This is a genomic window from Blastopirellula retiformator, assembly GCF_007859755.1.
GTDB lineage: Bacteria > Planctomycetota > Planctomycetia > Pirellulales > Pirellulaceae > Blastopirellula > Blastopirellula retiformator.
The window spans coordinates 113,875-137,754 of the sequence record NZ_SJPF01000003.1; the positions used below are offsets into that span (position 1 = coordinate 113,875).

At 60.2% G+C, this 23,880-nt stretch carries 25 protein-coding genes; 12 read left to right on the plus strand and 13 right to left on the minus strand.

What is annotated here, in order from left to right:
- Positions 1–110 precede the first annotated feature (110 nt).
- From tnpA to Enr8_RS12210, 3 genes are all read left to right on the plus strand, one after another.
- Positions 111–524: an IS200/IS605 family transposase gene (gene tnpA, locus Enr8_RS12200; protein WP_146431886.1), complete on the plus strand. Its 414-nt coding sequence runs from the start codon at positions 111–113 to the stop codon at positions 522–524.
- Between the two features lie 122 nt (positions 525–646).
- A complete protein-coding gene (locus tag Enr8_RS12205; protein ID WP_146431888.1) occupies positions 647–1,012 on the plus strand; it encodes a four helix bundle protein in 366 nt (121 codons plus the stop codon).
- A gap of 86 nt (positions 1,013–1,098) precedes the next feature.
- Entirely contained in the window at positions 1,099–2,238 is a 1,140-nt protein-coding gene (locus Enr8_RS12210; RefSeq protein WP_146431890.1) for a Gfo/Idh/MocA family protein, read from the plus strand.
- Positions 2,239–2,373: 135 nt separating this feature from the next.
- Here Enr8_RS12210 and Enr8_RS12215 read toward each other — a convergent pair whose 3' ends face one another.
- Together Enr8_RS12215 and Enr8_RS12220 are read right to left on the minus strand one after the other, a co-directional pair.
- The gene (locus Enr8_RS12215) at positions 2,374–3,114 is read right to left on the minus strand and encodes a helix-turn-helix domain-containing protein (RefSeq protein ID WP_246120064.1); all 741 of its coding nucleotides are present in this window, start codon (positions 3,112–3,114) and stop codon (positions 2,374–2,376) included.
- Between the two features lie 276 nt (positions 3,115–3,390).
- Complete coding sequence (locus Enr8_RS12220; protein ID WP_146431894.1) at positions 3,391–4,227, minus strand: DUF4261 domain-containing protein; 837 nt, start codon at positions 4,225–4,227, stop codon at positions 3,391–3,393.
- 307 nt (positions 4,228–4,534) lie between these two features.
- Between Enr8_RS12220 and Enr8_RS12225 the strand changes: the two genes are divergently transcribed.
- A complete protein-coding gene (locus tag Enr8_RS12225) occupies positions 4,535–4,969 on the plus strand; it encodes a hypothetical protein (RefSeq protein WP_146431896.1) in 435 nt (144 codons plus the stop codon).
- Between the two features lie 6 nt (positions 4,970–4,975).
- Here the strand turns inward: Enr8_RS12225 and Enr8_RS12230 are convergent, their stop codons facing one another.
- The 4 genes from Enr8_RS12230 to Enr8_RS12245 all read right to left on the minus strand — a co-directional run bounded on the left by Enr8_RS12230 (position 4,976) and on the right by Enr8_RS12245 (position 10,849).
- Positions 4,976–6,493, minus strand: a complete 1,518-nt coding sequence (locus Enr8_RS12230) for a mercuric reductase (protein WP_146431898.1) — start codon at positions 6,491–6,493, stop codon at positions 4,976–4,978.
- Between the two features lie 281 nt (positions 6,494–6,774).
- A complete protein-coding gene (locus Enr8_RS12235) occupies positions 6,775–8,040 on the minus strand; it encodes a DUF1501 domain-containing protein (protein WP_246120065.1) in 1,266 nt (421 codons plus the stop codon).
- Positions 8,041–8,087: 47 nt separating this feature from the next.
- Positions 8,088–10,298, minus strand: coding sequence for a DUF1549 domain-containing protein (locus tag Enr8_RS12240; protein ID WP_146431900.1), 2,211 nt, complete (start codon positions 10,296–10,298; stop codon positions 8,088–8,090).
- Positions 10,295–10,849, minus strand: coding sequence for an RNA polymerase sigma factor (locus Enr8_RS12245; protein WP_146431902.1), 555 nt, complete (start codon positions 10,847–10,849; stop codon positions 10,295–10,297). The genes Enr8_RS12240 and Enr8_RS12245 overlap by 4 nt, the downstream gene beginning before the upstream one ends.
- Positions 10,850–11,382: 533 nt before the next feature.
- Between Enr8_RS12245 and Enr8_RS12250 the strand changes: the two genes are divergently transcribed.
- From Enr8_RS12250 to Enr8_RS12260, 3 genes are read left to right on the plus strand one after another with little or no spacing between them, the layout of a single operon-like run.
- Positions 11,383–11,856 (plus strand): hypothetical protein, encoded by a 474-nt coding sequence (locus tag Enr8_RS12250; protein WP_146431904.1) that lies wholly within the window; start codon positions 11,383–11,385, stop codon positions 11,854–11,856.
- Positions 11,857–11,864: 8 nt separating this feature from the next.
- Entirely contained in the window at positions 11,865–12,431 is a 567-nt protein-coding gene (locus Enr8_RS12255) for a peroxiredoxin-like family protein (RefSeq protein ID WP_146431906.1), read from the plus strand.
- The gene (locus tag Enr8_RS12260) at positions 12,428–12,802 is read left to right on the plus strand and encodes a VOC family protein (RefSeq protein ID WP_146431907.1); all 375 of its coding nucleotides are present in this window, start codon (positions 12,428–12,430) and stop codon (positions 12,800–12,802) included. The genes Enr8_RS12255 and Enr8_RS12260 overlap by 4 nt, the downstream gene beginning before the upstream one ends.
- Before the next feature lie 253 nt (positions 12,803–13,055).
- On the opposite strand, the gene Enr8_RS12265 is transcribed toward Enr8_RS12260, so the two are convergent.
- On the minus strand, positions 13,056–13,778 hold the full coding sequence (locus Enr8_RS12265) for a leucine-rich repeat domain-containing protein (protein ID WP_146431909.1): 723 nt from the start codon (positions 13,776–13,778) through the stop codon (positions 13,056–13,058).
- 123 nt (positions 13,779–13,901) lie between these two features.
- Here Enr8_RS12265 and Enr8_RS12270 point away from each other — a divergent pair, with 123 nt between their 5' ends.
- Positions 13,902–14,123: a hypothetical protein gene (locus tag Enr8_RS12270; RefSeq protein ID WP_146431911.1), complete on the plus strand. Its 222-nt coding sequence runs from the start codon at positions 13,902–13,904 to the stop codon at positions 14,121–14,123.
- An 85-nt stretch (positions 14,124–14,208) separates the two neighbouring features.
- Positions 14,209–14,439 (plus strand): hypothetical protein, encoded by a 231-nt coding sequence (locus Enr8_RS12275; RefSeq protein ID WP_186767613.1) that lies wholly within the window; start codon positions 14,209–14,211, stop codon positions 14,437–14,439.
- Here the strand turns inward: Enr8_RS12275 and Enr8_RS12280 are convergent.
- Complete coding sequence (locus Enr8_RS12280; protein WP_186767614.1) at positions 14,429–15,211, minus strand: hypothetical protein; 783 nt, start codon at positions 15,209–15,211, stop codon at positions 14,429–14,431. The two genes, Enr8_RS12275 and Enr8_RS12280, sit on opposite strands and share 11 nt — an antisense overlap.
- Before the next feature lie 121 nt (positions 15,212–15,332).
- Here Enr8_RS12280 and Enr8_RS12285 point away from each other — a divergent pair, with 121 nt between their 5' ends.
- The gene (locus Enr8_RS12285) at positions 15,333–16,151 is read left to right on the plus strand and encodes a shikimate dehydrogenase family protein (RefSeq protein ID WP_222434862.1); all 819 of its coding nucleotides are present in this window, start codon (positions 15,333–15,335) and stop codon (positions 16,149–16,151) included.
- A 363-nt stretch (positions 16,152–16,514) separates the two neighbouring features.
- On the opposite strand, the gene Enr8_RS12290 is transcribed toward Enr8_RS12285, so the two are convergent.
- From Enr8_RS12290 to Enr8_RS12310, 5 genes are all read right to left on the minus strand, one after another.
- On the minus strand, positions 16,515–17,003 hold the full coding sequence (locus tag Enr8_RS12290) for a DUF2752 domain-containing protein (protein WP_222434863.1): 489 nt from the start codon (positions 17,001–17,003) through the stop codon (positions 16,515–16,517).
- On the minus strand, positions 17,000–18,928 hold the full coding sequence (locus Enr8_RS12295; RefSeq protein WP_146431919.1) for a tetratricopeptide repeat protein: 1,929 nt from the start codon (positions 18,926–18,928) through the stop codon (positions 17,000–17,002). The genes Enr8_RS12290 and Enr8_RS12295 overlap by 4 nt, the downstream gene beginning before the upstream one ends.
- A gap of 111 nt (positions 18,929–19,039) precedes the next feature.
- Complete coding sequence (locus tag Enr8_RS12300) at positions 19,040–20,347, minus strand: APC family permease (protein WP_146431921.1); 1,308 nt, start codon at positions 20,345–20,347, stop codon at positions 19,040–19,042.
- Entirely contained in the window at positions 20,344–21,072 is a 729-nt protein-coding gene (locus Enr8_RS12305) for a class I SAM-dependent methyltransferase (protein WP_146431923.1), read from the minus strand. Before Enr8_RS12305 ends, Enr8_RS12300 begins: the two co-directional genes overlap by 4 nt.
- A 10-nt stretch (positions 21,073–21,082) precedes the next feature.
- Entirely contained in the window at positions 21,083–21,820 is a 738-nt protein-coding gene (locus Enr8_RS12310; RefSeq protein ID WP_146431925.1) for a platelet-activating factor acetylhydrolase IB subunit, read from the minus strand.
- Between the two features lie 182 nt (positions 21,821–22,002).
- Here Enr8_RS12310 and Enr8_RS12315 point away from each other — a divergent pair, with 182 nt between their 5' ends.
- Both Enr8_RS12315 and Enr8_RS12320 read left to right on the plus strand, forming a co-directional pair.
- The gene (locus Enr8_RS12315) at positions 22,003–22,893 is read left to right on the plus strand and encodes an ABC transporter ATP-binding protein (RefSeq protein ID WP_146431927.1); all 891 of its coding nucleotides are present in this window, start codon (positions 22,003–22,005) and stop codon (positions 22,891–22,893) included.
- Complete coding sequence (locus Enr8_RS12320) at positions 22,890–23,864, plus strand: ABC transporter permease subunit (protein WP_146431929.1); 975 nt, start codon at positions 22,890–22,892, stop codon at positions 23,862–23,864. Before Enr8_RS12315 ends, Enr8_RS12320 begins: the two co-directional genes overlap by 4 nt.
- The last annotated feature ends 16 nt before the right edge of the window (positions 23,865–23,880 follow it).

The window sequence follows — 23,880 nt, forward strand, 5'->3', positions numbered from 1 at the left end:
CGCCCTTTGGGCGTGGTCAGAGTTCAACGGCTCTGCCAGTTGAACGGTCACAAAAAAACGGTTTACTCCCAACATTGGCTGTCGTCGCAGCTTTTGAAAGGAGTAAACCGATGTCACGATTTCGCAGATTATCACATGCCATTTGGCACTGCCAGTATCACTTAGTTTGGGTTCCCAAGTATCGCTACCGAATTCTGAGCGGTCCGATCAGTCATGAAGTGGAACTTTGCATTCGGGCGTTTTCGGAACGGCTCGGAGCGGAGATCGTCGAGTTGAATATTCAGCCCGACCACGTCCACCTGTTGGCGATGGTGCCGCCTAAAGTTTCGATTTCGGAGTTCATGGGAACGTTAAAAGGTCGAACTGCCATCCGCGTTTTGAACAAGTTCCGGCATTTGAAGCAAAAACCCTATTGGGGTAATCACTTCTGGGCTCGAGGCTACTGTGTCGACACGGTTGGTTTGGACGCGGAGAAAATCCGCAAGTATGTGAAGTACCAAGAGGCCCAGGAAAAACGTAAGTAACGGAAAGCCATTCGACGGCAGCCATCAAAAGTCCTTGCCTCCTCAGGGGGCAAGGCATTTCATGCCCCTCTGGGGCTTATCCTGAAAGCCACCGGCTCCGCCGGTGGATGCTTTACTGTCTAATGAATGACGAAGGCGTCCCATCGAAGCGATCGTTCGATCTAGAAGAACGAACGGCGCGGTTTGGCAAGGCGGCGATTCGATTTCTTCGCACGATTCCGGAAAACTCGGTTACACGACCACTCATTCAACAGGCAGTTCGATCCGCCACCAGCGTCGGCGCAAACTACTGCGAAGCGGACGACGCTGGCTCAAAGAAGGAATTCAAATATCGCATCAGCATGTGCAAACGAGAAACTCGGGAAACGAAGCACTGGCTTCGCATGCTCGCGACGGCAGATCCCGAAAGAAAAGAGGAATGTCGCAAGATTTGGCAAGAGGCCAAAGAACTTCACCTGATATTCGCGACGATTTTCCGCAACTGCTAACCTCCGAATTCGAGCTTCGGATTTCATTAGAAATTTCGCAGCATCTACGCCAATTCAACACCCCTTTTCCGAAAGGTAATCAATACATGTCAAAAAAGCCCCTCAACATCGGCCTCGTCGGCTACGGCTTCATGGGCCGTACTCACACCAATGGTTACAAGCGCGTCGCTGACTTCTTTCCCGAACTCGGCATCACCCCGGTCCTTAAGGCTGTCTGCGGCCGTAGCGAAGACAAGACCAAGGCCTTCTCCGAGCAGTGGGGTTATGAGTCGTACGAGACCGACTTTGAAAAGCTGATTGCTCGTGATGATATTGACGCGATCGATATCTGCACGCCGAATGATACGCATGCTCCGATCTCGATTGCCGCCGCCAAGGCAGGCAAGATGATTTTGTGCGAGAAACCGATTTCGCGGACCACGCCCGAAGGGGAGGAGATGGTCGCCGCGGTCGAGCAGGCCGGCGTCGCCAATACCGTCTGGTACAACTATCGCCGTTTGCCGGCGGTCACCTTGGCCAAGCAGATTATCGATAGCGGCAAGCTCGGCAAGATCTTCCACTATCGCGCCAACTTCCTGCAAGACTGGACGATCAACGCCGATCTTCCCCAAGGCGGAGCAGGTCTATGGCGTTTGGACGCCGCTGCGGCGGGTTCTGGCGTCACCGGCGACTTGCTCGCTCACTGCATCGATACGGCGATCTGGCTCAACGGCGGCATCAGCGACGTCACTGCGATGACCGAGACCTTCATCAAAGAGCGGATGCACACCGGCACCGGCAAGGTCGAGAAAGTCGGCATCGATGACGCCTGTGCGTTCATGTGCCACTTCGAGAACGGCTCGCTCGGCCTGTTCGAGTCGACCCGCTATGCCCGCGGCCACAAGGCGCTCTACACGTTCGAGATCAACGGCGCCGACGCGTCGCTCCGCTGGGACCTGCACGACCTGAACCGCCTGGAGATGTACGATCACTCCGACGAAGGTCCGCAGCGCGGTTGGAAGTCGATCCACGTCACCGACGGCGAACATCCCTACATGGATCACTGGTGGGTGCCGGGCCTGATCATCGGCTACGAACATAGCTTCGTCCACCAGGTCGCCGACTTCCTGAAAGCCCTGGAAGAAGGGAAGCCGTGCGAACCGACCTTCAAGAGCGCCCTGGAAACCGCCAAGGTCTGCGACGCCGTCCTGGAAAGCGGCAAGTCCCGCCAATGGGTCAACGTCTAACGGGCGAACCACCAGCAAACGAAACTAAAGGCTCGCCCCACAGCGAGCCTTTGGTCGTTTCTTGGAGGGGCGGAAGAAAAGCGGAAAACGGCAAAAGGCGTCTCCACTTAGGCTGGGTCAAAACCCAGCAGACCTCTAGACCGGCAAGGCCGAGGTCTTGTTCGCTTCGAGGAAGGTCGAGCGATACTCGCGCGGAGTCATCTGTTTGATCTTGCGGAAGCTGCGGTTGAAGCTGGAGAGGTTGTCGAAGCCTGACTTCAGGCTAACGTCCAGGATGCTGTCGCCGGTTTCCATCAGCAGGCGGCAAGCGATGCCGATCCGCAGTTCGCTGACGTACTGCGTCACGGTGCGGCCCGTCGCTCGCTTGAACATGCGGCTGAAGGAGGACGGGTTCATGTCGACCTCTTTGCAGATCGCGGCGTGCGACAGCTCGGGGTCTTCCAGATGTTCATTGATGTAGTTGCAGGCCTTGTCAATTCGCCAGTCCGACGCGTTGTCGAAGCCAGGCGTATAACCTTCGCTGGCCAGCACTTCGCCGCCATCTTCGGCCAACAGGTTCAAGCACTCCAGCAGCGAGATCAACTGCGTCAGCCCTTGCTCTTCGGGCATCCGTTTCATGATCTCGCCCACTTTGGCAGTCGTTTCGGGGCCGAAGAGGAGCCCGCGACGTGCCTTTTGCAGGGCCATGCGGACGTCGGTCAGTTCCGGCGCGTCGAAGAACGTGGCGCCGAGAAAGTCGATGCTGAACTGAATCACGTAGGCGATGTGCCGGTCGAACTTCTTGCCGACGAAGTCGTCCGATAGCCAGGTGTGCGGCAGGTTTTCGCCTGAGAGCACCAAATCGCCCGGCGTGTAACGGGCGACGTGATCGCCCACCAGCCTAGTCCCGGTGCCATAAGGGACAAAGGTAATTTCCAATTCCGGATGCCGGTGCCACTTGGCTGGCGTCTCTAAAGCGGAGCGCTCGAAGCAGCGGAAAGAATGTCCAGGTGGCGGAACGAGTTTTTCAAATGCGATCGTCACGGCACTGTCTACGCATGGGTTTGCGATTCTTGGGGCTCTCTTTTAGAATAGCCAGACTGGGCACCTCTGTACACGAGAACTTCCATTTTTCGGGAAATATCGCAATAAATCACCTGATATCACCGTATATCAGTCACGGATGCCAGCCTTGTATCCCCCAGACGGGGCGATGTCGATGACGGTTCTCCGCGGCGGCGCGAGCGACATTTCCCCCCGATGGCGCCAGAGCTGACCGGGCCGAATTCCGGCCACCGCATCGCCGGCGGCGACTCGGCCGGTTTCAAACAACGTGCAGGCGGCGTGGTAGAGCAGCGGCACAACCTGCTGGGCATCAATGCCGCGAAAGTGGCACTGCACATCGGGTAGGCCCAGCGTGCCCAGCCCGACGCTGTCGAGCAGCGCATCGTGCGAGTCGGCGCCGGCGCCATCTTCGTACTCGACCACCCGAAACTGGCGAATCTGAATCGCGCCCGGGGCGAGCCACGGATTGGCGTCGAGCGAATCGACCACCTCTAGGAACTCGGTCGGCGAAACGAACGAGCGGGACGCGGTCCAGTAGATCGCATCGCATGGCGCTGAGTGCAGAATGGCGGCGACCACTTGCTGGATCATCTGCAGGCGTCGCGCCGGCGGCAGATCGATCGCCCGCAGATCGGCGACGGTGATTTCGTACTTGCACTCGCTGACGATGGTGGGCGCTTCGGGCCAGTTCCAGGCCTGCTCCAGACCTTCGGTCCAGGCCTCGTCACAGGAAGCTTCGTCGAGCGGGGACGGCGTGGCGATCCACTGCGCTTTTTCGTAGGGAACGTCGCTGCGGACGAAGACGAGCAGCCCCTCTTTGCGGTCCCCATCCAGCGGCGCCATGTCGGGCGCGAACTGCTCTAGCCGCTGAAGAATCTGGGGTTTGCTGGCGGTCGGCCGGGCGCGATAGAGCAGACGAACGACATACGCTTTGGCGGCTTCCAACGAATTAAGTCCCGTAGACGTTTAGGGGTGCGAACTCCGGCCAAGCGGCCGAAGAGTCAGGCTGAGCGGCGCTGCCTGGGGTGTCGCTAATTGTAGACGAAACGTTTGCGCATCGCGACTTTCGCCGTCGAAATCTATGCAGGTTAGCGGCGTTGGGATTTGCGCCTTATTTCGAAAATATCAGGTGATATGGCTTCCGAAGTGAACGTATAATTGAAGATGCCCTGCCTGTGATCACTGTCGCCGCCGGCGCCGCGTCCCATGACCGCTCCGAACCAATTCAATATCCTGGGCTGGAGGATGGACGATGACAGAGCACACCACACGGTTAGATTTTCATGCGCTCACCATGGAGCATGACCTGCTCCACGATATCCACTGCGTTCTCTCGGCGGACGACAATGGACGACTTGGGCAGATCTCGTTGGCCGACAAGCTGAACCAGCTTTACGACCGTCTGTACGAGCACTTCCTGGCCGAAGAGGATGGCGGCTACATGAGCGACGTGCTGTTCCGGGCGCCGCACCTGGCCGACGAAGCGGCCCGCCTATCAGGCGAGCACCCGTTGTTCTTGCACGAAATCCGCGAGTGTCGCCAAGCGGCCAACGAACAATCGGCGCCCTACAGCGCCGAGTTGCGAGGACGCTTCCGCAAATTCGCCGAGCGTTATCTGCACCACGAGCATCATGAGAACTCGCTGGCGCAGCGGGCCTTTGACGTCGATATCGGCGTCGGCGATTAGTAATCGTTATCGCCGCCGCCAGGCGAGCCACTTTTGAAACAACGTTTTCACCAGCGGCGACAGTTTGGTACGGCGATATTGGTCGGCGATCCGTTTCAGAACTTCGACCTGCGTCGGATAGCAATGAATGAGGCTAGCCAGCGTATCGAGCTTTTTGCCGGTCGTCATCAGCAAGGTGATCTCGCCGATCATCTCACCGGCGTGCGACGCCACGATCGTCGCGCCGATCACCTTGCCGGTACCGCGTATGGTGTGAACCACCGCGAAGCCGTTCGTTTCGCCGTCGACCACGGCGCGATCGACGTTCTTCAGCTCTTCGCGATAGCTATCGATTTTCATACCCTGCTCTTGCGCTTCGCCGGGCGTCATGCCGACGTGGGCCACCTCGGGATCGGTGTAGGTCGTTCGCGGCATGACCATGTGCGAGAGTCGCTCGTTGCCGTAAAAGAGAGCGTTCCGTAAACAGGCTCGGGCCATCGCATCGGCGGCGTGCGTGAACTGATAACTGCCGGCGATGTCGCCCGCGGCGAAGATCCGCGGGTTGGTCGTCTGCAGCCGATCGTTGACGATCACGCCTCGCTTGTTGAACTCGACGCCCGCTTTGTCGAGCCCGAGGCCTTCCACGTTGGGGCGACGTCCCAGCGCTACGAGCAGCGCGTCGACTTCGATCTCTTTGGTCTCGCCGCCGGTCTCGATGGTGATTCGCGTGACGTCGCCGGTTTTCTCGACCCGCGTTACCAGGTGATTCAGATAGAGATGGACTCCTTCGCGAAGCAACTGTTGGCGAATCACTTCGCTGGCGCCGGGGTCTTCTCGCGACAGCGGTCGTGACTGTTTCTCGATCGCGTGGACTTCGCTGCCAAAACGGCGAAAGGTCTGCGCCATCTCGGTTCCGATCGGTCCCATGCCAAGCACCGCCAATCGCGCCGGCAATTGCGGCAGCGAGAAGATCGTCTCGTTGGTCAGATAGCCGGACTCTTCCAGCCCGGGGATCGGCGGAATCTGCGGGCGGCTGCCGGTGGCGATCACGCAGCGCGAGAACTTAAGCGTCTGACCATCAACATGCACCGAATCGGGCCCCACAAACTTGGCCGAGCCGAGATAGACGTCGACTCCCAGATTCGCAAACCGGTGGGCCGCGTCATGCCGCGAGATGTCGGCCCGAGCGTGCCGCATTCGCTCCATCACCTTCTCGAAGTCGACCCGCGGATCACAGACCGGATCAATCCCGTAGGAGGAAGCGGTCTTAAACGCATGCGCCGCCCGGGCCGAGCGGATCAGGCTCTTGCTCGGCACGCAGCCGAAGTTCAAACAGTCGCCCCCTAACAGGCCGCGCTCGATCAATGCCGATGTGCCTCCCAAGCCGGCGGCGCCCAGCGCCGAGATAATCCCAGCCGAACCGCCGCCGATCGCAATCAGGTTGTACCGTCCGCTGGGGATTGGGTTGCTCCAATCGGCTGGATGGGCGTGTTTGACCAGAGCCGTGTTGTACTGGTCGGCAGGCTGCATTTCGATCGGATTCATGAGCGGGTCTATCTGGCCAAGGGGAAAACATCGGCGCTACCGTAGAGAAACATGGTAACGCATCAGCCGAGCGTCGGCTGCAGGCAGAAAAGAAGCCGGAGTCTTTCCGAAGACTCCGGCTGCGAAAGAAGTGAAAAAATATAGCTGGGCCCGTGGGGCGTGGTGCAGCGCATCCCTCCTTGGGGCGCTTTACAGCCGAAGATTTCCCACGGGGATCGGTCGGCTGGGCGGATCCTGTTCACCCCAGAATGTGAGGTGAGCAGGTCGCCGGTGCTTTGGTGCTAGACGACCAATTCCTTGATCACCTTACCGCCGTTGGCGATTTTCATCGGACGGCCGTTCTTGCTTGTGAAGGTCGTTTCGAGTGAAATGCCCATCGCTCGGCACACGGTCGCCATCAGGTCTTCGGCCGAGTATGGTTCGGTCTCGACGCGGGTACCGTCGGCGCTCGTTTCGCCAACCGCGATGCCGCCGTTGATGCCGCCGCCGCCGACGACGGTGCTCCAGCTGCGGGCCCAGTGGTCACGGCCGGTGTTGCCGTTGATCCGCGGGGTGCGGCTGAATTCGCCCATCCAGACGATGGTGGTGTCTTGCAGCAGACCGCGCTGTTCGAGGTCGGTCACCAGGGCCGACATCGCCTGGTCCATGACCGGCAGCTTGTTGTCGGACAAGGTGTTGAAGATGTTGGCGTGGTTGTCCCAGCCGCCCAGATCGACTTCGATGAATGGCACGCCCGCTTCGACGAGACGACGAGCGAGCAAGCAACCCTGGCCGAAGCCGTTGGCGCCGTACATCTCTTTCATCGCGTCGGGCTCTTCGTTGACGCGGAAGGCCTTCATCTGCTCGCTGGTCATCAGGTTGACCGTCTTGTTCAAGATCTTGGCGTGATCTTCGGCGGCCGGCCCACGACGTTGGCTGATGAAACCATTCTCGACCAGCTTCAGCATCTCGAGACGCTTGCCGAGCGTTTGGTCGCTCATGCCTTGCATCTTCAGATTGCGAACCTGACCGTTGCTGCTGACGGTGAACGGCGCCCAAGTCATGCCCAGGAAGCCCGGCCCCACGCTACCGCCGCCGACCGAAACGAACGGCGGGATTTCCAAGTAAGGACGTTGGTCGAACAGCTCGTGAGCGATGACCGAACCGTAGCCTGGGTGCTCGATGTTCGGGTTCGGGACGTAACCGGTGTGCATGTAGTAGCGACCGCGGCCGTGATCGGCTTCGCGGGTGCTCATCGAGCGAACGACCGACAGGTTGTTCATGACCTTGGCGGTCTTCGGCATGTGCTCGGTGATCTGCAGATCGCCGGCGGTCGAAATCGGACGGAACGGACCGCCGGTGGTTTGGCCCGGCTTGAGGTCCCAGATATCCATGGTGCTTGGCCCGCCACCCATCCAAAGCAAGATGCAGCTCTTGCCGCGGCTGGTGAGATCCGCGGCGTGAGCGCGGATCGATTGGCCCATCATCATCGCCGGAGCGACCATGGCCGAAGCGCCCGCCATATGCTTCATAAAGTGACGACGCGACATCCCGGTGGGAATGGACATGAACTCTCTCCGATTCAAAAAGGGTGATAAGCCTTGCCGGTGTTCGTTTAGTGATCGAGCAAAAACTCGTTACTGTTCAAAAGGGCCCACCAGACGTCTTGGAGCGCCGCGGGCATTTCGTTCTGACGAGCGGACAGAATTTGCCCGATCGCTTTTCGTTCGCGACCGTTCGGCTTGCGAGCCAAGGCGGCCAAAAAGAGGTGATCGATTTTCTCGCTAGGAGACATGCTGCTGTTGATGACGCTCTTTAGGACGCCGCTGTCGAGCCGCGTCGCTTTTTCCATCAAGCGGCCGTTCATCATTTCGAGCGACTGCGAGTAGCCGTCCAAAGCGTGTTCGACCGAGCCTTCGTCGTCACCCATCTCGCGGGCAAATTGCCCCAGCCATTGATGACGTGCGGCCGGATCGGCGATCAAAGCCGGCGTCCGCCGCGACTGCGCGACCATCTCCAGCGATTGGTACAACTGTTCCGCTTCCATCCGCCGCGTGTAGTAGTGCGTAAACAGCGGCTGACCGGCGTAAGGTTGGTCGGCAACTTGATCGTTGGAAGTTTGACTCGAAAGCTGGAATGCGTCGGTCAGGGCGATCCACCGCATCAGTCGCTTCAGGTCGAAGCCGCTGGCGGCGAAGTCGCCGGACAGTTCGCCGAGCAGATCCGGGTGCGATGGCGGGTTGTGGGCGCCCATATCATCGACCAGCGGCGTAAAGCCAACGCCGAAGAAGTGTTGCCACATCCGGTTGACGGTCGCTTCGGCGAACATGTCGCTGTGCGTAACGTACTCTGCCAGGTAGTCGCGGCGATTGACGTCGCTGACGCGTCCGCTGGGCGGAATCGGCTGTTGGCCGGGGAACTGCGGATAGGCGACGTCGACCAGGCCGTTGTTCCGCTCGAAGTAGACGAAGCCTTGCTCCGGCTTGTCTCCCGGCGGGGCGTAGTCTTTGTCGACCACCGCCAGGCTATCCTTCCCCTTCACCGCATGCGATTGGCGGAAGAAGGCGTTGAGCTGCCAGTACTGACGTTGGTCGAAGGCATCCCACGGATGATTGTGGCACTGCGAGCATTGGGCTTGCCGGCCGAGGAAGACCTGGCAGGTCTTGGCGGTGGCGAGGGTCGCGTCTTGATCAAGCAGCGCTCCCAGGAAGTTGACGGCCGGGTTGTAGTCGGCGGCGCCACGCTTGTTGCTGCCGGAGGCGGTCAGCAGTTCGCGAGTCAGCGCATCGTACGACTTGCCCGCGGCTAGGCTTTCGCCCAGGTAACGCTCAAAGGCGGCTCGGTCGACTTCGCTGCCGTCGCTCATGCCGGCGGCGCGACCGATCAACGTGTTGGCCAGACGCGAGCCCCAGTACTGCGACAGTTCGCCGTGATACTTCTCGCCATACAAGATCTCGTCGACCAGTTTCTCGTCGCGGTCACGACCTCGCTGCGAGGCGAAATACTTGATCTCGTCGACCGTCGGAATCCGGCCGAGCAGACGCAGATAGACGCGACGGCACCATTCTTCCGGCGTCGCGTGATCGGTCGGCTTGGCGCCGGCCGCTTTCCAACTGGCGGCGAGTGCGTCGTTGATTTCGGTAACGACCTGGGCGTCGGTCTTGGCGAGCGACGGGATCGGCTCGGCGACAATCAGCGGGCGGTTGGGCGTAGCGGCCGGTTTGTCCGGTTGGGGCTCGGTCTTGGCGACTTGCGGCTGCGGCGGCGTCACGATCGTTGGCGCCGGGGTGTTGTCGGCCATCTGCGTCTTGGGGGGCGATGGCTGAGCGGGCTCGACCGGCTTGTCAGGCGTCGCTGGCTTAACTGGATCGGCCGTCACAGCGAGATTCGTGTTGGGATTCGCAGCGGGGTTTGCCGCTTCGTTGGCCAACCGCTCTTGCTCCAACTGGTTGCTGCGAATCACCCAGGCGCCAAACGCGACCAAGGCGAGCAGCGTGATCGACATCGCAATCGAAGCTGCCCATTGGCGACGCCGGGCCCAGACGGTGCGGCGGCGAGCCAGCTCACTGCGGGTGACGCCAGACTCGGTGACATCCTGCTCAGCAACAGTTTCAGCGGTCGCAGTACTATTGCCGTTTGTCTGCAGCGCGGCTTGATAGACGGGGGCCGAGATCGGAGCAGGTTGCGGCGCGCCGTTTTGGGTGTGATCGGTCTGAGGTTGCGCCGGAAGTTGAGCCAGGATGCGCGCGGTCAGATCGGGCGGGCTTTTCTGTTGGAAAAGCTCGTCGAGCAGAGAGTCGATCAGTGGATCGTCGCGATCGGTCATGGCTTACGGGTCGACAGGTGATCTTCGAGACGCAGTTTTCGTTCGATGCATTGTCGCAGTTGCGTCTTGGCGCGTTGCATCAGGTTTTTCGCTCCATGTTCGCCCACGCCCAACGCATCGGCGATCTCTTGCCGCGACTTGCGACTTTCAAATCGCATTCGCAGCGCCTTTTGTGCCCGGCCGGTCAGCGAGTCCATGCATTCCTGCAGCACGCTGATGACCTCTTTTCCTTGGTCGACGGTCGTCACTTGCTGCCAGAACGCATCGATCTGCTCGATGTCGTCAGTCACGATCTGCCGCTTTTGGCGACGCCGCAGATCGATTAGCAGGTTGTGCGCGACCCGTCGCAGGTAAGCGGCGGTGGCGGTTCGATCAAAGTCGTCAAACGGCTTCTGCAGGACTTTGAGAAAGGTTTCCTGCGTCAGGTCTTCCGCCTCGTGATCGTCACAGCCAAGCGAACGCAGATACCGCCAGACCCCTGTTTGGTGGGTCTGAATCAGGCGAGTCGCCTGAATTGCAGCGTCTGACAGATCGGGTGACTGTTCACTCATAGAAGCGGCCGAAACGGGCGATCGTACTCAAAAAGAGGGTTGCGGGAGGCCGATTGCTTCGCAAGTTGTTATTGGGAAACTAGTTAGCTTGCAAGGCAAACCGCCCGAGGGAAGCGGCCGGGGGCTCTATTCTATTTGCCGGGTCTATTTTTTTCACCGATTTTGTCAGGCATCATCGCTAGCAGTCCGTTGATTTTCTCGACGGACTGCGTGATCGAACGGATGCGATCCCAAAATAACGACGTAAGTCGTTATTTTGCGAGCCGCGAAGAGCTACGCTCTGAGCCTGGCGAGGTTGGAAAATGCCACGATGGCATTTTTCAACAGGCAGCTAGCGATCGCAGGCCAAGGGAGGAGAGCCTGCCGTGTTCCTTTTTCGCCGCTGGGGTCGCGGCGCCTTTAGTTCGGTTCGTGGCGAACCTCTGAATTTATTGTACTGCGCTCCCGGCTTCTTTTTGTGCAATCTGCGACGCACAGCCGATACAATGCCGTTAGAGGGAGTTTCTACCGAGTTTGGCGAGGGAGACGATTTCATGCGGTCCAGCTGGTTGATTTGCGGTTTGATCGGGATGTTGACGTTGGCGTGTTCCGTAACCGCTGCGGCGCAAGAGGTGCGCGTCTCGCCGGGCCAACACGCGCTTCCCAACGACCTGACCGCCTACATGAAGTTCTTGGCGGGGCAGCAGATCGAATCGCTGCGTCTCTTCAGCGACTACATGCAGCAGCGGGCCGACGACAAGCAAATTCCGCGTGGGCTCTACCTCAACGCGAAAGCGATGCAGTTGCAAGCCGAGTTAGCGTCGGCCCAAGACCCGATGGCTAAGAAAGAGCTGCTGACCGAAATGGCCAAACTGTACGACCAGCGCGTTCAGCTTGACGCGGGGTCGCCGCAGCAAACCTGGTACGGCGTCGATCGAACGAAACTGGCCCAGTATATGAAGCGGGAGTATCAACTCTTCCAGCAACAAGCGGCCGAGCAGACCAAGAAGCCGGCGGCCGAAAAGTAACGCGAACCATGAACACGATCGCAGCAAAAAACCGTCTGGTCGTCGGCGACGTGGCGCCGCAAGTGAAGGTGCAATCCTGCCAAGGCGAATCAGTCGCGCTGGCCGATCGCTGGAGCAAGCAACCGCTGCTGATTCAGTTTGCTCGGCATCTGGGGTGTCCCTTCTGTCGCGATCGGGCGCAGCAGCTGAAGCTCGACTACGAAGAGATTGCCCAACACCAGGGGAACGTCGTCTTCATCACGATGGGCCCGCAGGAGCGAGCCCAGCAACTGCAGGAAAGCATGCAGTTGCCGTTTGACGTGTTGGTCGATCCGTATCGAACCGCATACCAGGCGTTTCGCGTTCCGCGGGGCGGCTTCTCCGAGATTGCGGGACCGCGCGTCTGGCTGCCCGGCCTCAGCGCGCTACTGCGAAGCGGCATTCGTGCGCCCGGCGACGACTTGGTCCAGCTGCAAGGGACATTCGTCGTCGATTCGCAAGGAGTCATCCGGCTGGTTCACTTGCCGCGACACTCGGCCGACTTTCCGCAACTCGCTGAAATCTTGACGGCGCTTGATGCGTCGGCGGCGCCATGAAAGCGGAACTCTTCGCCGTCGAAATTCGGACTGCTCGGTTCGAGACGATGCTCGCGTGGTACCAGAACGTGTTGCAGCTGAAGGTCGGCATCCGTCAGGCGGAAGAAGGCTACGCGCTGCTGGTTGGCGAAGGTTACCGCATCGCTCTGCTCTCTCGCAACGACGCCCAGCAAGGACAAGCGATCGTCAGCCTGGCGATCGAAGTCGACGACTTCAACGTCTGGCGCGAGCATCTCAATAGCAAGAGCATCCCGCTCGTGACCAGCGAAAACCCGGAGGACTTTCGCGAGTTGAAGCTGACCGACCCGGATGGGAATCGGGTGAAGTTGTTTGCGTGGAAGGGGGAAGAAAAGCGGACAGCGGAAAGCTGAAAGCGGAGGAAGAGATGGACATGACGCTTTGTTCCGTTTGGCATCACTCGTAGGGTCCGCTGTGTGCGCGGACCACGAACCTTCTCGACGCTCAATATGCATCTCGCGTGGAAGCGCCCATGGCGGCGCAGGTTGCGGCGCTACGTGATTGTAAGACGCCGCCAAACGGCGAATCTTGGTCCGCATAGCGGACCCTACGGCAGAAAATGGATCGAGGTAAGATGTGCATTACCCCTTTCTCCGCTTTTCTTCATCAGTGCGTATGTTGCACATCCGTTTCCGGCAGCAGTTCTTGCAGCTGCTTCACGCCTTCGGCCGTCACCGGCGTTTCGTGCAGGTAGAGATGCTTGAGCGACTTCAGCTTCGCCAGGTCGTCGATTGCGGCGTCGGTGACTTGGACGTCGACCAGGAACAAGGTTTCTAGATTGGGTAGCTCGGCTAGCGGCGGAATCGCGGCGTCGGTTACTCCGGTGCGAGCCAGGCTGAGAAGTCGCAAGGTTTTCAGCTTCGTGATGTGCGGCAACGCATCGTCGGTGATGGTGGTGCGAAAGAGGGTTTGCTCGACGTCGGTGATGACGCTGCCGCCGAGATAGAGCTCTTGCAGTTTCGGGAGGTTCTCGATGTGAACGAGCGCCTGGTTGGTGATCGGCGCGCCGCGGAGGTCGAGCACTTCGAGCTCTGGCAGGCCGTCGACGATCGCCAGCTCTTGATCGGTCAGCAGCAGCGGATAGCGGGTGGCGACGACTTGGATTTGGTCTTCGCCATTGCGGCCGACTTCGAGCCCGATCTCGCGAAACTTGGCGACCGTTTCGTTCTGGTCGGTCGCATCGCGATCCGGCGGCGGTGGCGCGAACGCCAACGCGATTCCCCAGCCGATGATCGCCAGCACGCCGCACATCACCACCACCGCGCAGATCGTCACCGCGAAGTGAGAGAGGAGCGATTCCCGCTGTGGGCGAGTTGGTTCGGTCGACATCAGGGCAGATAGATGCGTGAGTGAATTGCGAGGAGAAGCGTAGCGCTTTAGTGTAACGGATAGGCGAGTGCGATGCTTTGATCGAACGCCAAGATTAGCCATGATCCAACGAGGAGTGCCCCGATGCAACAAATCAAGATTTTCATGTCGGTCGAAAGCGAAGTTTCGCAGACCGAAGCGGAAGTGAACGCCTGGCTGAAGGAGAGCGGCGTACGGGTTCTGCAGATTTTCGGCAACATCGCGCCCCAGACGACGCCGCTGGGAGATACGCCGGGCGGTTCATCGGGCCCGCTACGTTTTCCGCCGTCGGACGTTATTTTGGTCGTTCTTTACGAAACGCCTTAAGAACCAAACCGAACGCCCCTTCGTAGAAAGCCCGCGGCAGCAAGGAGCGCCGCGGTAGCGTAAGTTTTACGGAGGAGTAGGAAAGATGCGGCGATCGGGTCGAACGCATAGAGCATCGTTCTCATTGGGCGCTTTCGCCAACATGCTGTTGATCGAAGGGTGCGGCTTGTTGGCGATTGCGGCGATGTTGGGCGCCCCGCTCGACGGACTTTCGCCGCCAGCCGGACAAGACCAGGCGCAATCAACGGCGTCGTGTAGTTGGGGCGCCTGCACGCCGATCGCGGCGGTCTTGCGATTTCTGCAAATCAACGAATAGAAGACGCGGCGTCTCGTGCTAGCGGTAGCAGGACGGGACCGGGGTCGTCGTCCAACTCTTCTTCAACCGGCTCGGTTTCTGGTTTTCGCAAGCCATGTTTCTCGACCAGCATCCAGATCAAGTAATAGACCGCCATCGCGGTGAAGATGGTCGACGCAAAAAAACCGGCCGCCGGCGAAGCGTCAAGCGTTCCCATCAGTTGCCCCAGCACAAACGCGATGATGATCAGCGAGGCTTGCGCCAGCGGGCCATTTCTTCCGGTCGCAATCAACCAAGCGGCCACCCAGGTGATCGTCGCCAGCGCCGTGATGCAGCCGAGCGCGAGCCCGGCATATTCGATTTGCCACGGCAGCGAGCGAAATGCGGCGCAGAAGACGGCGATCAGCGTCATCAGCCCTAAGATCTCGGCCAGCGAAAATTGTCGTCGCTCGGCGGTCAGCAATCGGCTGGCCAGGATCGGCCCAGCGATCATCGTGATCAGCGCCGCCAAGGTCGCCAGCCAGATCGGCCAGGCGAGCGGCGTGAGCCGCGCCATCAACAGCGCCGCCAAGACGGCCGCTCCGCTGCAAGCGGCCAGGCGAAAGGTGAGCAGGCGCCGCGGAGAAAGCCCCAGATAGATCGCCACCGCACCACATTGGGCGAGGATCACGCCCAAGAGCAGGACGCCTGGGATGCTGCGAGCCCCGAACTTTTCGGCCGCCGCAAAAAAGGCGGCGTCGACCGCCAAGGTGGCGGCGACGAAGAGCAGGCGAAGTAACTGGAGGGGATTCATAACTTCCAGCATGACTGGCCAACCGGGCCAAGGGAAGCGCGAGGGTCGCTGGGGCCGTTGCAAGGTCGCCCATTTCGCTTCAGAATATATCGGCCGTACCGATTTTTCCCCTGCCGATGCCATGTCGCACGAAACGCTCCAAGAGATCGTCTGCTCGCTCGGTTTTCCCGCCGCGGGAAACCCGACGCAGTATGTGATGGAAAAATGCTTCGAGGCGGCCAGCTGCGACTGGCGCTGTCTGACGCTGGAAGTCGAGCCCAGCGACATCGCCGACGCGCTGCGGGGGACCAAGGCGCTTGGGTTTCTAGGGGCGGCGATTGGCCCCCCATTCTTGCAGGAAGCGGTCGCCCTGCTCGACGAAAAAACGCCGGTCGTCGAGATCGGCGGCATCGTCAATTGCGTCTCGATCCGCGACGGCAAGCTGCACGGCGAATACAGCGAAGCGGCGGCGGTCGCCAAGGTGTTGAGAGACGTCGCCAAGAAGCGAATCGTGATCGCTGGCGCCGACAATCGCGGTCGGGCCATCGCCGCCCAGCTGGCCGCCATGTCGCCCCAGAAGCTGACGATCTTGGCCGCAGCCGATGAACCGGGGCGGTCGCTCGCTGATCGCCTGGCGGCGGACTACCAGATCGAGACCGCCTACCAGCTGGTCGAAAAGCCGTGGCCGCTGGCCGAAGTCGACATCGTGGTGCAAACCACCGACGAAGAGGACAAACCGCTGATCGACCTGGCGACCTTGACCGGCGACATGACGATCGTCGATCTGGCGATCACGCCGAGCAACGCCTTGGGAGACGCTGTCGAAGCGTCATCCGCAACGCTGCACGACGGCCTGACGATCGCCGCTCACGTGCAAGCGATCAACTACCACGTCTGGACCGGTGGCGAAGCGGACGTGACGATGATCCGCGAAACGCTGGAAGAGTATCTCGGCGTTTGATGGTAGGGCAGGCCGTGCCTGCCGATAACAAGTGGTCGGCGCTGGCGACATCGGTCGTTCTTCGCATTTGGCGTAGCAGTCCGTTGATTTTCTCAACGGGCTGCTGGATCGCAGGGATGCGATCCCAAAATAGCGACGTAAGTCGTTATTTTGCGAGCCGCGAAGAGCTATTCTCTGAGCCTGGCGAGGTTGGAAAATGCCACGAGGGCATTTTTCAACAGGCAGGTAGGGTCCGCTATGCGGACCAAAGGCAGGGTCCAGCAGCTTAGACGATCAATCGGCGATTCTTGGTCCGCACAGCGGACCCTACGTTGATTGGTAACTAAATCGCAACGCGTTCGCATTCGGCCGCCGCGGCCTGCCCTACAGCAATTTGACGACCCATTGGATCAGCATCACGGCGAAGATGGCCGAGAAGATCGCCGCCGTCGCCAGGCCCATGTCCCAGGCTGGGTAGCCTTGGCGGATGCGCCATAGCTGTCCGACGCGATACGGCACTTGGAACAGGATCACGCCGAACAGCAGAATGCCGGACGGGTTGTAGGCGAGCGAAGCGGCGACGTCGCCGTGAGCGAGCAAGATGAAGCTCCGGGTCAGTCCGCAGCCGGGGCAGTCGACGTTCCAGAAGATCTTCATGCCGCAGCTCGGCGGAACTTGGATTTCGCTCCAAGGAAAGTAGACCGTTTCGCCTGCTTGAAAGTTGAGCGTGAACGAGGCGAGCAAGACCGCCGAAGCGAGCGCGAGCATCACCCAATGAAAGGTGGACGACGGGCCAGCGGGCGACTCGATCAGTTCGTACTCTTCCAGCGGAACGACGTCGATCGCGTCCGCCGATTCGCCGCTGGCGTTCACTTGGCCGCTTTCTCTTTGGCGTCTGGGAAGAACGACTCGGGATCGACCGGCGGCTGCCAGCGAACGAGCGGGCCGACATGCTTTTCGTAGGCGTCGGCGAACTTGGAGTACTTCTCGCGAATCTCCATGTAGTGCGGCATTTGCTCGACCGCCTCGGACTGACACTCAACCGCCTTGGCGTATTGTTTGTCAGAGAAGTAGCAGTGAGCTAGCGTGTCGAGATAGGCGCCTTCGCCGGGCGCCAGTTCCAGCGACAACAGGCTCGACTGGATCGCGTGATCGAGATCGCCGTAGGTGTTGCCGACCAGCCAGGCGTATTGGTTCAGCTCGCGGGTATAGGTGCGGATGTCGCTGCCGAGAAACTCGACGCCGCGGCCGTTCCGCTTGAAGAAGTCCCAATGTTTCTGGAAGTCTTCGACCGTCTTTTTGAACTCGGCCCGGGCTTCTTCGATTTTCGGACGGGTCTGCTCCAGCCATTTCGGATCGGTCGAAACGCGGTGCATCATGATCAGCACGTCGACTTCGAACGGGTCGCGCTCGTTCGCCGCGATTAGTTCTCGCTTGGCGGTTTCGACATCTCCCTTTTGCTCGGCGGCGCGAGCCAGGAAGTAGTGGTAGCGAGAGCGATCGCTTTCGGCTTCTTCGGACGTCTTGTTCCGCTTGTTCTCACTTTCGTAGGTCTCGATCAGCGGCTTGTAGGCGGCGGCGGCATCGGCGAATCGCCCGCGATCGGCGACCATCTCGGCCATGCGGCGCGTCGGCCAGGCGCTGTAGCGCGGGCTGAGAGCGCCTTCTTTTTCGATCACGCGGCGATACTCTCGCTCGGCCCAGCGAATCAGGCCGCGGTCATGCAGCGCTTCGGCCGTCAGAAAGACGTTGTCGACCAGGGCGTCGTTCATGTGGTGCGCTTGATCGGCGACGGCGGTCGCTTCGTCGATCTTGGATTGCACCAGTTTGGCTTCGGCCAGTAGGTACAGCAGATTCGCCTCTTCGGTGAACCGACCGGTGATTACTCCGTTGGCCACCAGGCCATTGGGATCGGCGTAGTGAGCGGCCAACTCTTCAACCACTTGCGGACCGCGCTGGTCGAGCAGCCAGGTGGTGATGTCGATCAATTCTGAGCTGGACCCTTGGCTGATGCGAATCACTTGCCGCATCGTCTCCAGCGAGTCGTCGTCGCGACCGAGCTTGCGCTGCTGCTCGACTTGCCAACGAAGCAGGTCTTGCACGATGTGCCGCGTCGTTCGCTCGGGGCGACCCGCGAACGTTTGCAGCTCTTTTTCGATCAACAATTCTCGCTCGTCGATCGCCGGCGCCGGATCGTCCAGGCTCTGTTCATACAGTCGCAGCCAGACGGGCCCGATTCTTTCGCTGCTGCCGATCTCAGCGCTGATTGTTTCTTTCAAACGACCGACCGATTCAGGCGAAAGGCCAAGCTGTTGATTGAGCGCGATCACCAGCGAGGCTTCTTTGGATAGCCGCTCCGAGATTTCTAGTCGGCTGATCCGCGACAAGGCCGAGACCGCGTCCATCGAAGTCAGTTCGCCCAGTTGGCCAATCAGGCTGCTGCGCTGATCTTCGTTTTGTTTGCTGTAGCGGGTGAGGATCGCGCGGACTTCCGGGCTGTAGTCTTCGCGGGCCCAGTTGACGTTCAAGCTGCGAGCCAGGTACTGCGCGCGACGGGCGATCTCCAGGTCGCGATGGTTCATCGCTTCGTAGACTTGATCGAACGCGGGGACGCCGATCGTCGAGAGCTCGTTTTGGGCCCGCTCGCGAATGGCGAAGTTGCGGTGTCCCAGCTGTTGGATCAGTTGGTTGATGCGATCACGCGACGACGGTTCCTCGTTGGCAGCCGACGAAACCGACTGCGTAGCGAGCGTCGAAACGAGTGCGAGTAGAAATAGGATAACCAGGCGGCCGCCCATCGGAGCCCTCCGCAATTGGATTAGCTGCAAAGATTTACTCCCTCAGAATAACCGCTGAGTCGAACCAGAGGCAAGGTTGAAGGCTGCGGCCCAGTCCCCCTGATAGCGTGGTCAGGCGGAGGGTGGCCCGTCGGCTGCTGGCGCCGATCGGCTCCGGATCGCCCAATATGCGGCCCCGCCGACGCCAAACGTGATCGCCACTGGAACCAGCGCCCAAGGCTCGTTGATCGACATCAAAACCGCCGATACCAGCGTACCGATCAAATATAGTACCGGCGGAATGCTGCTAAGGCGAAATAGTGGGCCGGGCCGAACCGACGGCAATAACGCACAGAAAACGGTCAAAGCGGCGCAGAGCGAGAGAGTCAGCCCCAAATAGCCGAGCAGCGACTCTAAACGGGAATAAAACAAAATCATCCCGATCGCCAGGACGCTTTGCAGGGCGATCGCCGTCTGCGGGGCCGACTCTTGGGCCCGGAACGAATGATGCAGGAATCCATCATCCGCCATTTTTGCGTAAACCCGCGGCGCCGCCATGATCATGCTCATCACCGAGGTGAACAGGGCCACCACGATGGTCGCGCTGACCAATTGCGACAGCGGCTTGCCCCCGATCGCCTCGGCTGCGATCGCGGCGACTTCCGGCTTGCCGATGATCGCCGTGGGCGCCGGCGCATAAACGAAGACGGCGTTCAGCAGCACATACAGCAGCGTGACCGCCACTGTGCCGTAGAGCAGCGCCTTCGGCACGTCAGAGACTTCTTTCGCTTCGCTGGCGACATAGACGGCGGCGTTGAAGCCGAGATAGCTGAGCGCGATCCAGACCAGCGAGTTGCCAAACGCCAGCGCTAGCGCCCAACCTTCGGGCCGCTGTTCCGCAGGTAGCGGAGCGCCTTGCCAATCGATGTCGGATGTGATCGCCAAGAATAGGAACAAGCCGAGCAATGCCAGCTTCAGCAGCACCACTACGTTTTGCAGTCCGGCGCCAAGTCGCGCTCCCAGCCCGTGCAGCAGTCCGCAAACGCCGACTGTTACGATCGCGATCGAACCGTCAAACAGCGGCAGGTCGACGCTGTGGATGACGTACTTTTCGAGCGTGATCGCCGCGTAGGCGATCGCGCCGGTAAAGCCGGCGATCAGCGAGATCCACCCGCCGACAAAGCCGGCCGCCGGATGCAGCGCTTGCGAGAGGAAGAGATACTCACCGCCTGACTCCGGCATGACGCGGCTGAGCTGGCCGTAGCTGATCGCGCCCATCAGAGCTAGAAAGCCGCCCACCACCCAGGCCGCCACCACCCAGCCCGGCGAACCGACGCTGGCCAGCGTAAAGCCGGAGGTGGTGAAGACGCCGGCGCCAATCATGTTGGCGACGACCAGGAACGTCAAAGTCCAAAGGCCAAACGCCCGACGGTCGCTCATTCGGCCGACTTTTTCCGAAACTTCAGCAGGTAGTTTTCTTTCAGCGAATCGAGCTTGGGCGCTTCGTCGAGCGCGAAGCCCGCCTGCTCGATCTCTTGTTGAAAAACCTCTTTGCCGGCGCGGACATGGTCGAGCGTCCACTTCCGCGATGTGCCGGGGATCCGCTCGAAATCGATCACGACCAGCACGCCATCTTCGCGAAGTGCGCTGTGGATCGAAGCGAGCGTCGACTGCGGATACTCAAAGTGATGGTAGGTATCGCAGATGAAGATCAGGTCAACCGAGTCCGGCGGCAGCTGGATCGAGCGTTCGCCCCCGAGCACGCAGGTGATGTTGTGCAGTCCCAGTTCGGCGTTGCTGCCGCCGATGTGCTGCAGGAACTTGGGGGAGATGTCGACGGCGTAGACCCAACCTTTCGGACCGACGGCGCGGGAGAAAAGCCGGGTATAAAAGCCGGAGCCAGCGCCGACGTCGGCGATGCGCATGCCTGGTTTGACGCCGGCCGCTTTCAGGACGTCTTCGCGGGCATGGTAGACCTCGCGGCTTTCGACTTCAAACTGCTTGACCCAGCGGTCGACGTCGAGCGACTCGTCGAGGAATTTTTCGTTGATGCCAGGTTTGACGCTTTGTTCGGCGGCAGGACCTTTGTCTTGCGCGCCGGCCACCGCGACCATCCCCAACAGGATGGTCGCGCTAAGAACGAGAGAACGATACGTAATTGGCATGAAGCGATCCTTATTGCTTTTCGCCCATCAGTTTGGCGACGGTCGGTTCGACCGCTTCGGCCCAGATGCGATAACCCTTTTCATGCGGGTGCAGCAGGTCGGGCATCACTTCTTTGGTCAGCGTACCGTCTTCGGTCAGGAACTTGTCGTTGATGTTCAGGAAGAAGACCATCTTGTCGTCGGCCAGATCTTTGATGATCTCGTTGGTACCGTCATTGATCTTCCGCATCTCGTCACTCTTGTTGGCGCTGCGGGGGAAGATGGCCAGGATCAGGACCTTGGTTTCCGGCAGTTTCTCACGCAACTGGCCGACGATCTTTTTGATGCCGGCGGCGGTGTTTTCCGACGGGTCTTTACGATGGCCGGTGTTGTTGGTGCCGATCATCAGGATGGCCAGCTTCGGCGACATGTTGTCGAGTTCGCCATGTTCGAAACGCCACAGGACATGTTCGGTATGATCGCCGCTGAAGCCGATGTTGTGAGCGTTGCGGTCTCCGTAGAATTCTTTGAAGACTTCTTTGCCGCGGCCTTCCCAGCCGTGGGTGATCGAGTCGCCGACCATCAGCAGATCGATCTTGTCGGCGGCCTTGGCGGCGGCCAGCTTTTGTTCGTGGCGATCTTTCCACCAATTTTTGTCGTTGCGCGATTCCGAAGTGACGGCGGTCGGAACTTCCTTGGCGTCTTCGGCGCGGGAAACGTTCATAATCGTGAGCGAGGCGAGTAGTCCAAGCGTCCAGATGCGCAGCATGGCGAGTCTCATCTAAAAGGAGGGTGGGGCGAGACGGCGAATAGGGTGACGCCGTGGCGCTGGCGGTCTGCGCTTGGCCCGGCATCTCTGATATTCTAGTTTCTCTCGGCGGCGGTTGCACGTCGCTCTGGAGAATCGGTAAATTTCCAAAACCGCTGGCGGTCCTGGGAAGTAAGAACCTTATGCTCGCAACCGACCGACTCACCAAACGATATGGCGATTTCCTGGCTTTGGACGGGGTGACCCTGCACGTCCCGACTGGTCAATGCTGTGGGGTGTTGGGCCCCAACGGCGCCGGCAAGACGACGATGTTTCGCCTGCTGCTGGGTTTTTTACGCCCCACTTCCGGCCGTGCGTCGATCGACGGCATGGACTGTCACAGCCGCAATCTGGACGTGCATCGCCGGCTCTCGTACCTGCCGGGGGATGTTCGCCTGTTTGGCGAAATGAAGGGACGCGAGGTGCTGCGGTTCTTCGCCGACGTCCACCCGCACGGCAGCCGCGACCGGGCCGAAGAGACGGCGCAGCGGCTCGATCTAGATCTGCGCCGCCGCGTCGCGTTCATGTCGACCGGCATGCGTCAGAAATTGGGGCTAGCAATCGCGCTATCGATCGACGCGCCGCTGTTGATCTTTGACGAACCGACGACCAGTCTCGATCCCAACGTCCGGCACGAAGTGGTGCAGATGATTGGCGACGCCCACAGCCGCGGCAAGACGGTCGTCATCTGCTCGCACGTGCTGTCGGAGATCGAAGACATCTGCGAGCGGGCGGTGATCATGCGGCAAGGCCGGATCGTGCATGATCAAGACTTGCACGCGATGCGGCGCCAGCATGTGATTCGGGGAACGCTGACGCAGCCGCTACCGCAAGTTCCGCACGAATTGTCGTCGCTGATCGTCGACATTCGGCAGACGGCGGAGAGTTTTCAGATCGAGACCGATGGCGACTTGCGGCCGGCGCTGGCGTGGCTGGCCGATCTGCCGACGGGGCAGATTCAGATTTCGCAGCTTGGACTTCGAGCAGTTTACAATCGCTATCACTTTGAGCAGTCAGAGGCGGTTTCGGCATGAGCATGGCGCTGTTGGTGCGGTCGTTTCGCGAGGCGCGATGGCTGTTGCTCGGTTCGTTAGTGACGATTTTCGGCTTCTGCATGATCCGGGCCTGGATTGTCGGCCGGGTCGAAATGAGCCGCTTTCAAGACATCGTCGAGATCCTCCGGCCGGAGGTCGAACGGTACTCGGCGGTCGACGTCGCGCAGCTGTTTACCTATCCAGGCCGGGTCGGCGTCACCTTTAACGAACCGCTGGTCGTGCTGTTGATGGTGACCTGGGCGATCGCTCGGGGAAGCGACTCGGTCAGCGGTCCGCTGGGACGCGGCACGCTCGAGATGCTCCTCTCGCAACCGATCAGCCGCTTTCAGTTGCTGTTTACCAAAAGCTTGGTCACGGTGGTCGGATGCGCGCTGATTGCGACGGCGGCGTGGCTCGGCACGCATACCGGAGTTCATACGACCAAGATCAAGCAAGAGCGACCGCCGGTGTCGATCAAGCTGCCAGTGCTCAACATGCGGATCGAGGTCCCCTTCACCGAAGTGAAAGAAGCGCCGGAACGCGTGCCGCTGGCCGACTTTGTCGACACCAGCCTCTTCATTCCGGCGGCGATCAATCTGGGCTGCCTGGGAGTTTTCTTCGCGGGGCTGACGACCTGGATGAGTTCGTGGGATCGTTATCGCTGGCGGACCATCGGCATCGTTACCGGGTTCTTAATCGTGCAGATGATCGTGCGGGTCGTTTCGCTGGCGGTCGATTCTGCCCATTGGCTGAAGTACTTCACCATCTTCACACTGTACGAGCCGGAGGTGCTGACCTCGTACGGCGTGCGGTACCCGACCGAGGTCTGGACCTTCTACTTCGCTGACAACAAAGGGATGACGGTTCTGGGAGGCTTTAGCCTGGTCAGCGGGCTTTTGCTCGGCGGAGCGGGGACGTTCGCCCTGGGGCACTGGATCTTCTGTCGCCGCGACCTGCCGGCGCCGGTGTAGTTGGCCAGGCGATCAT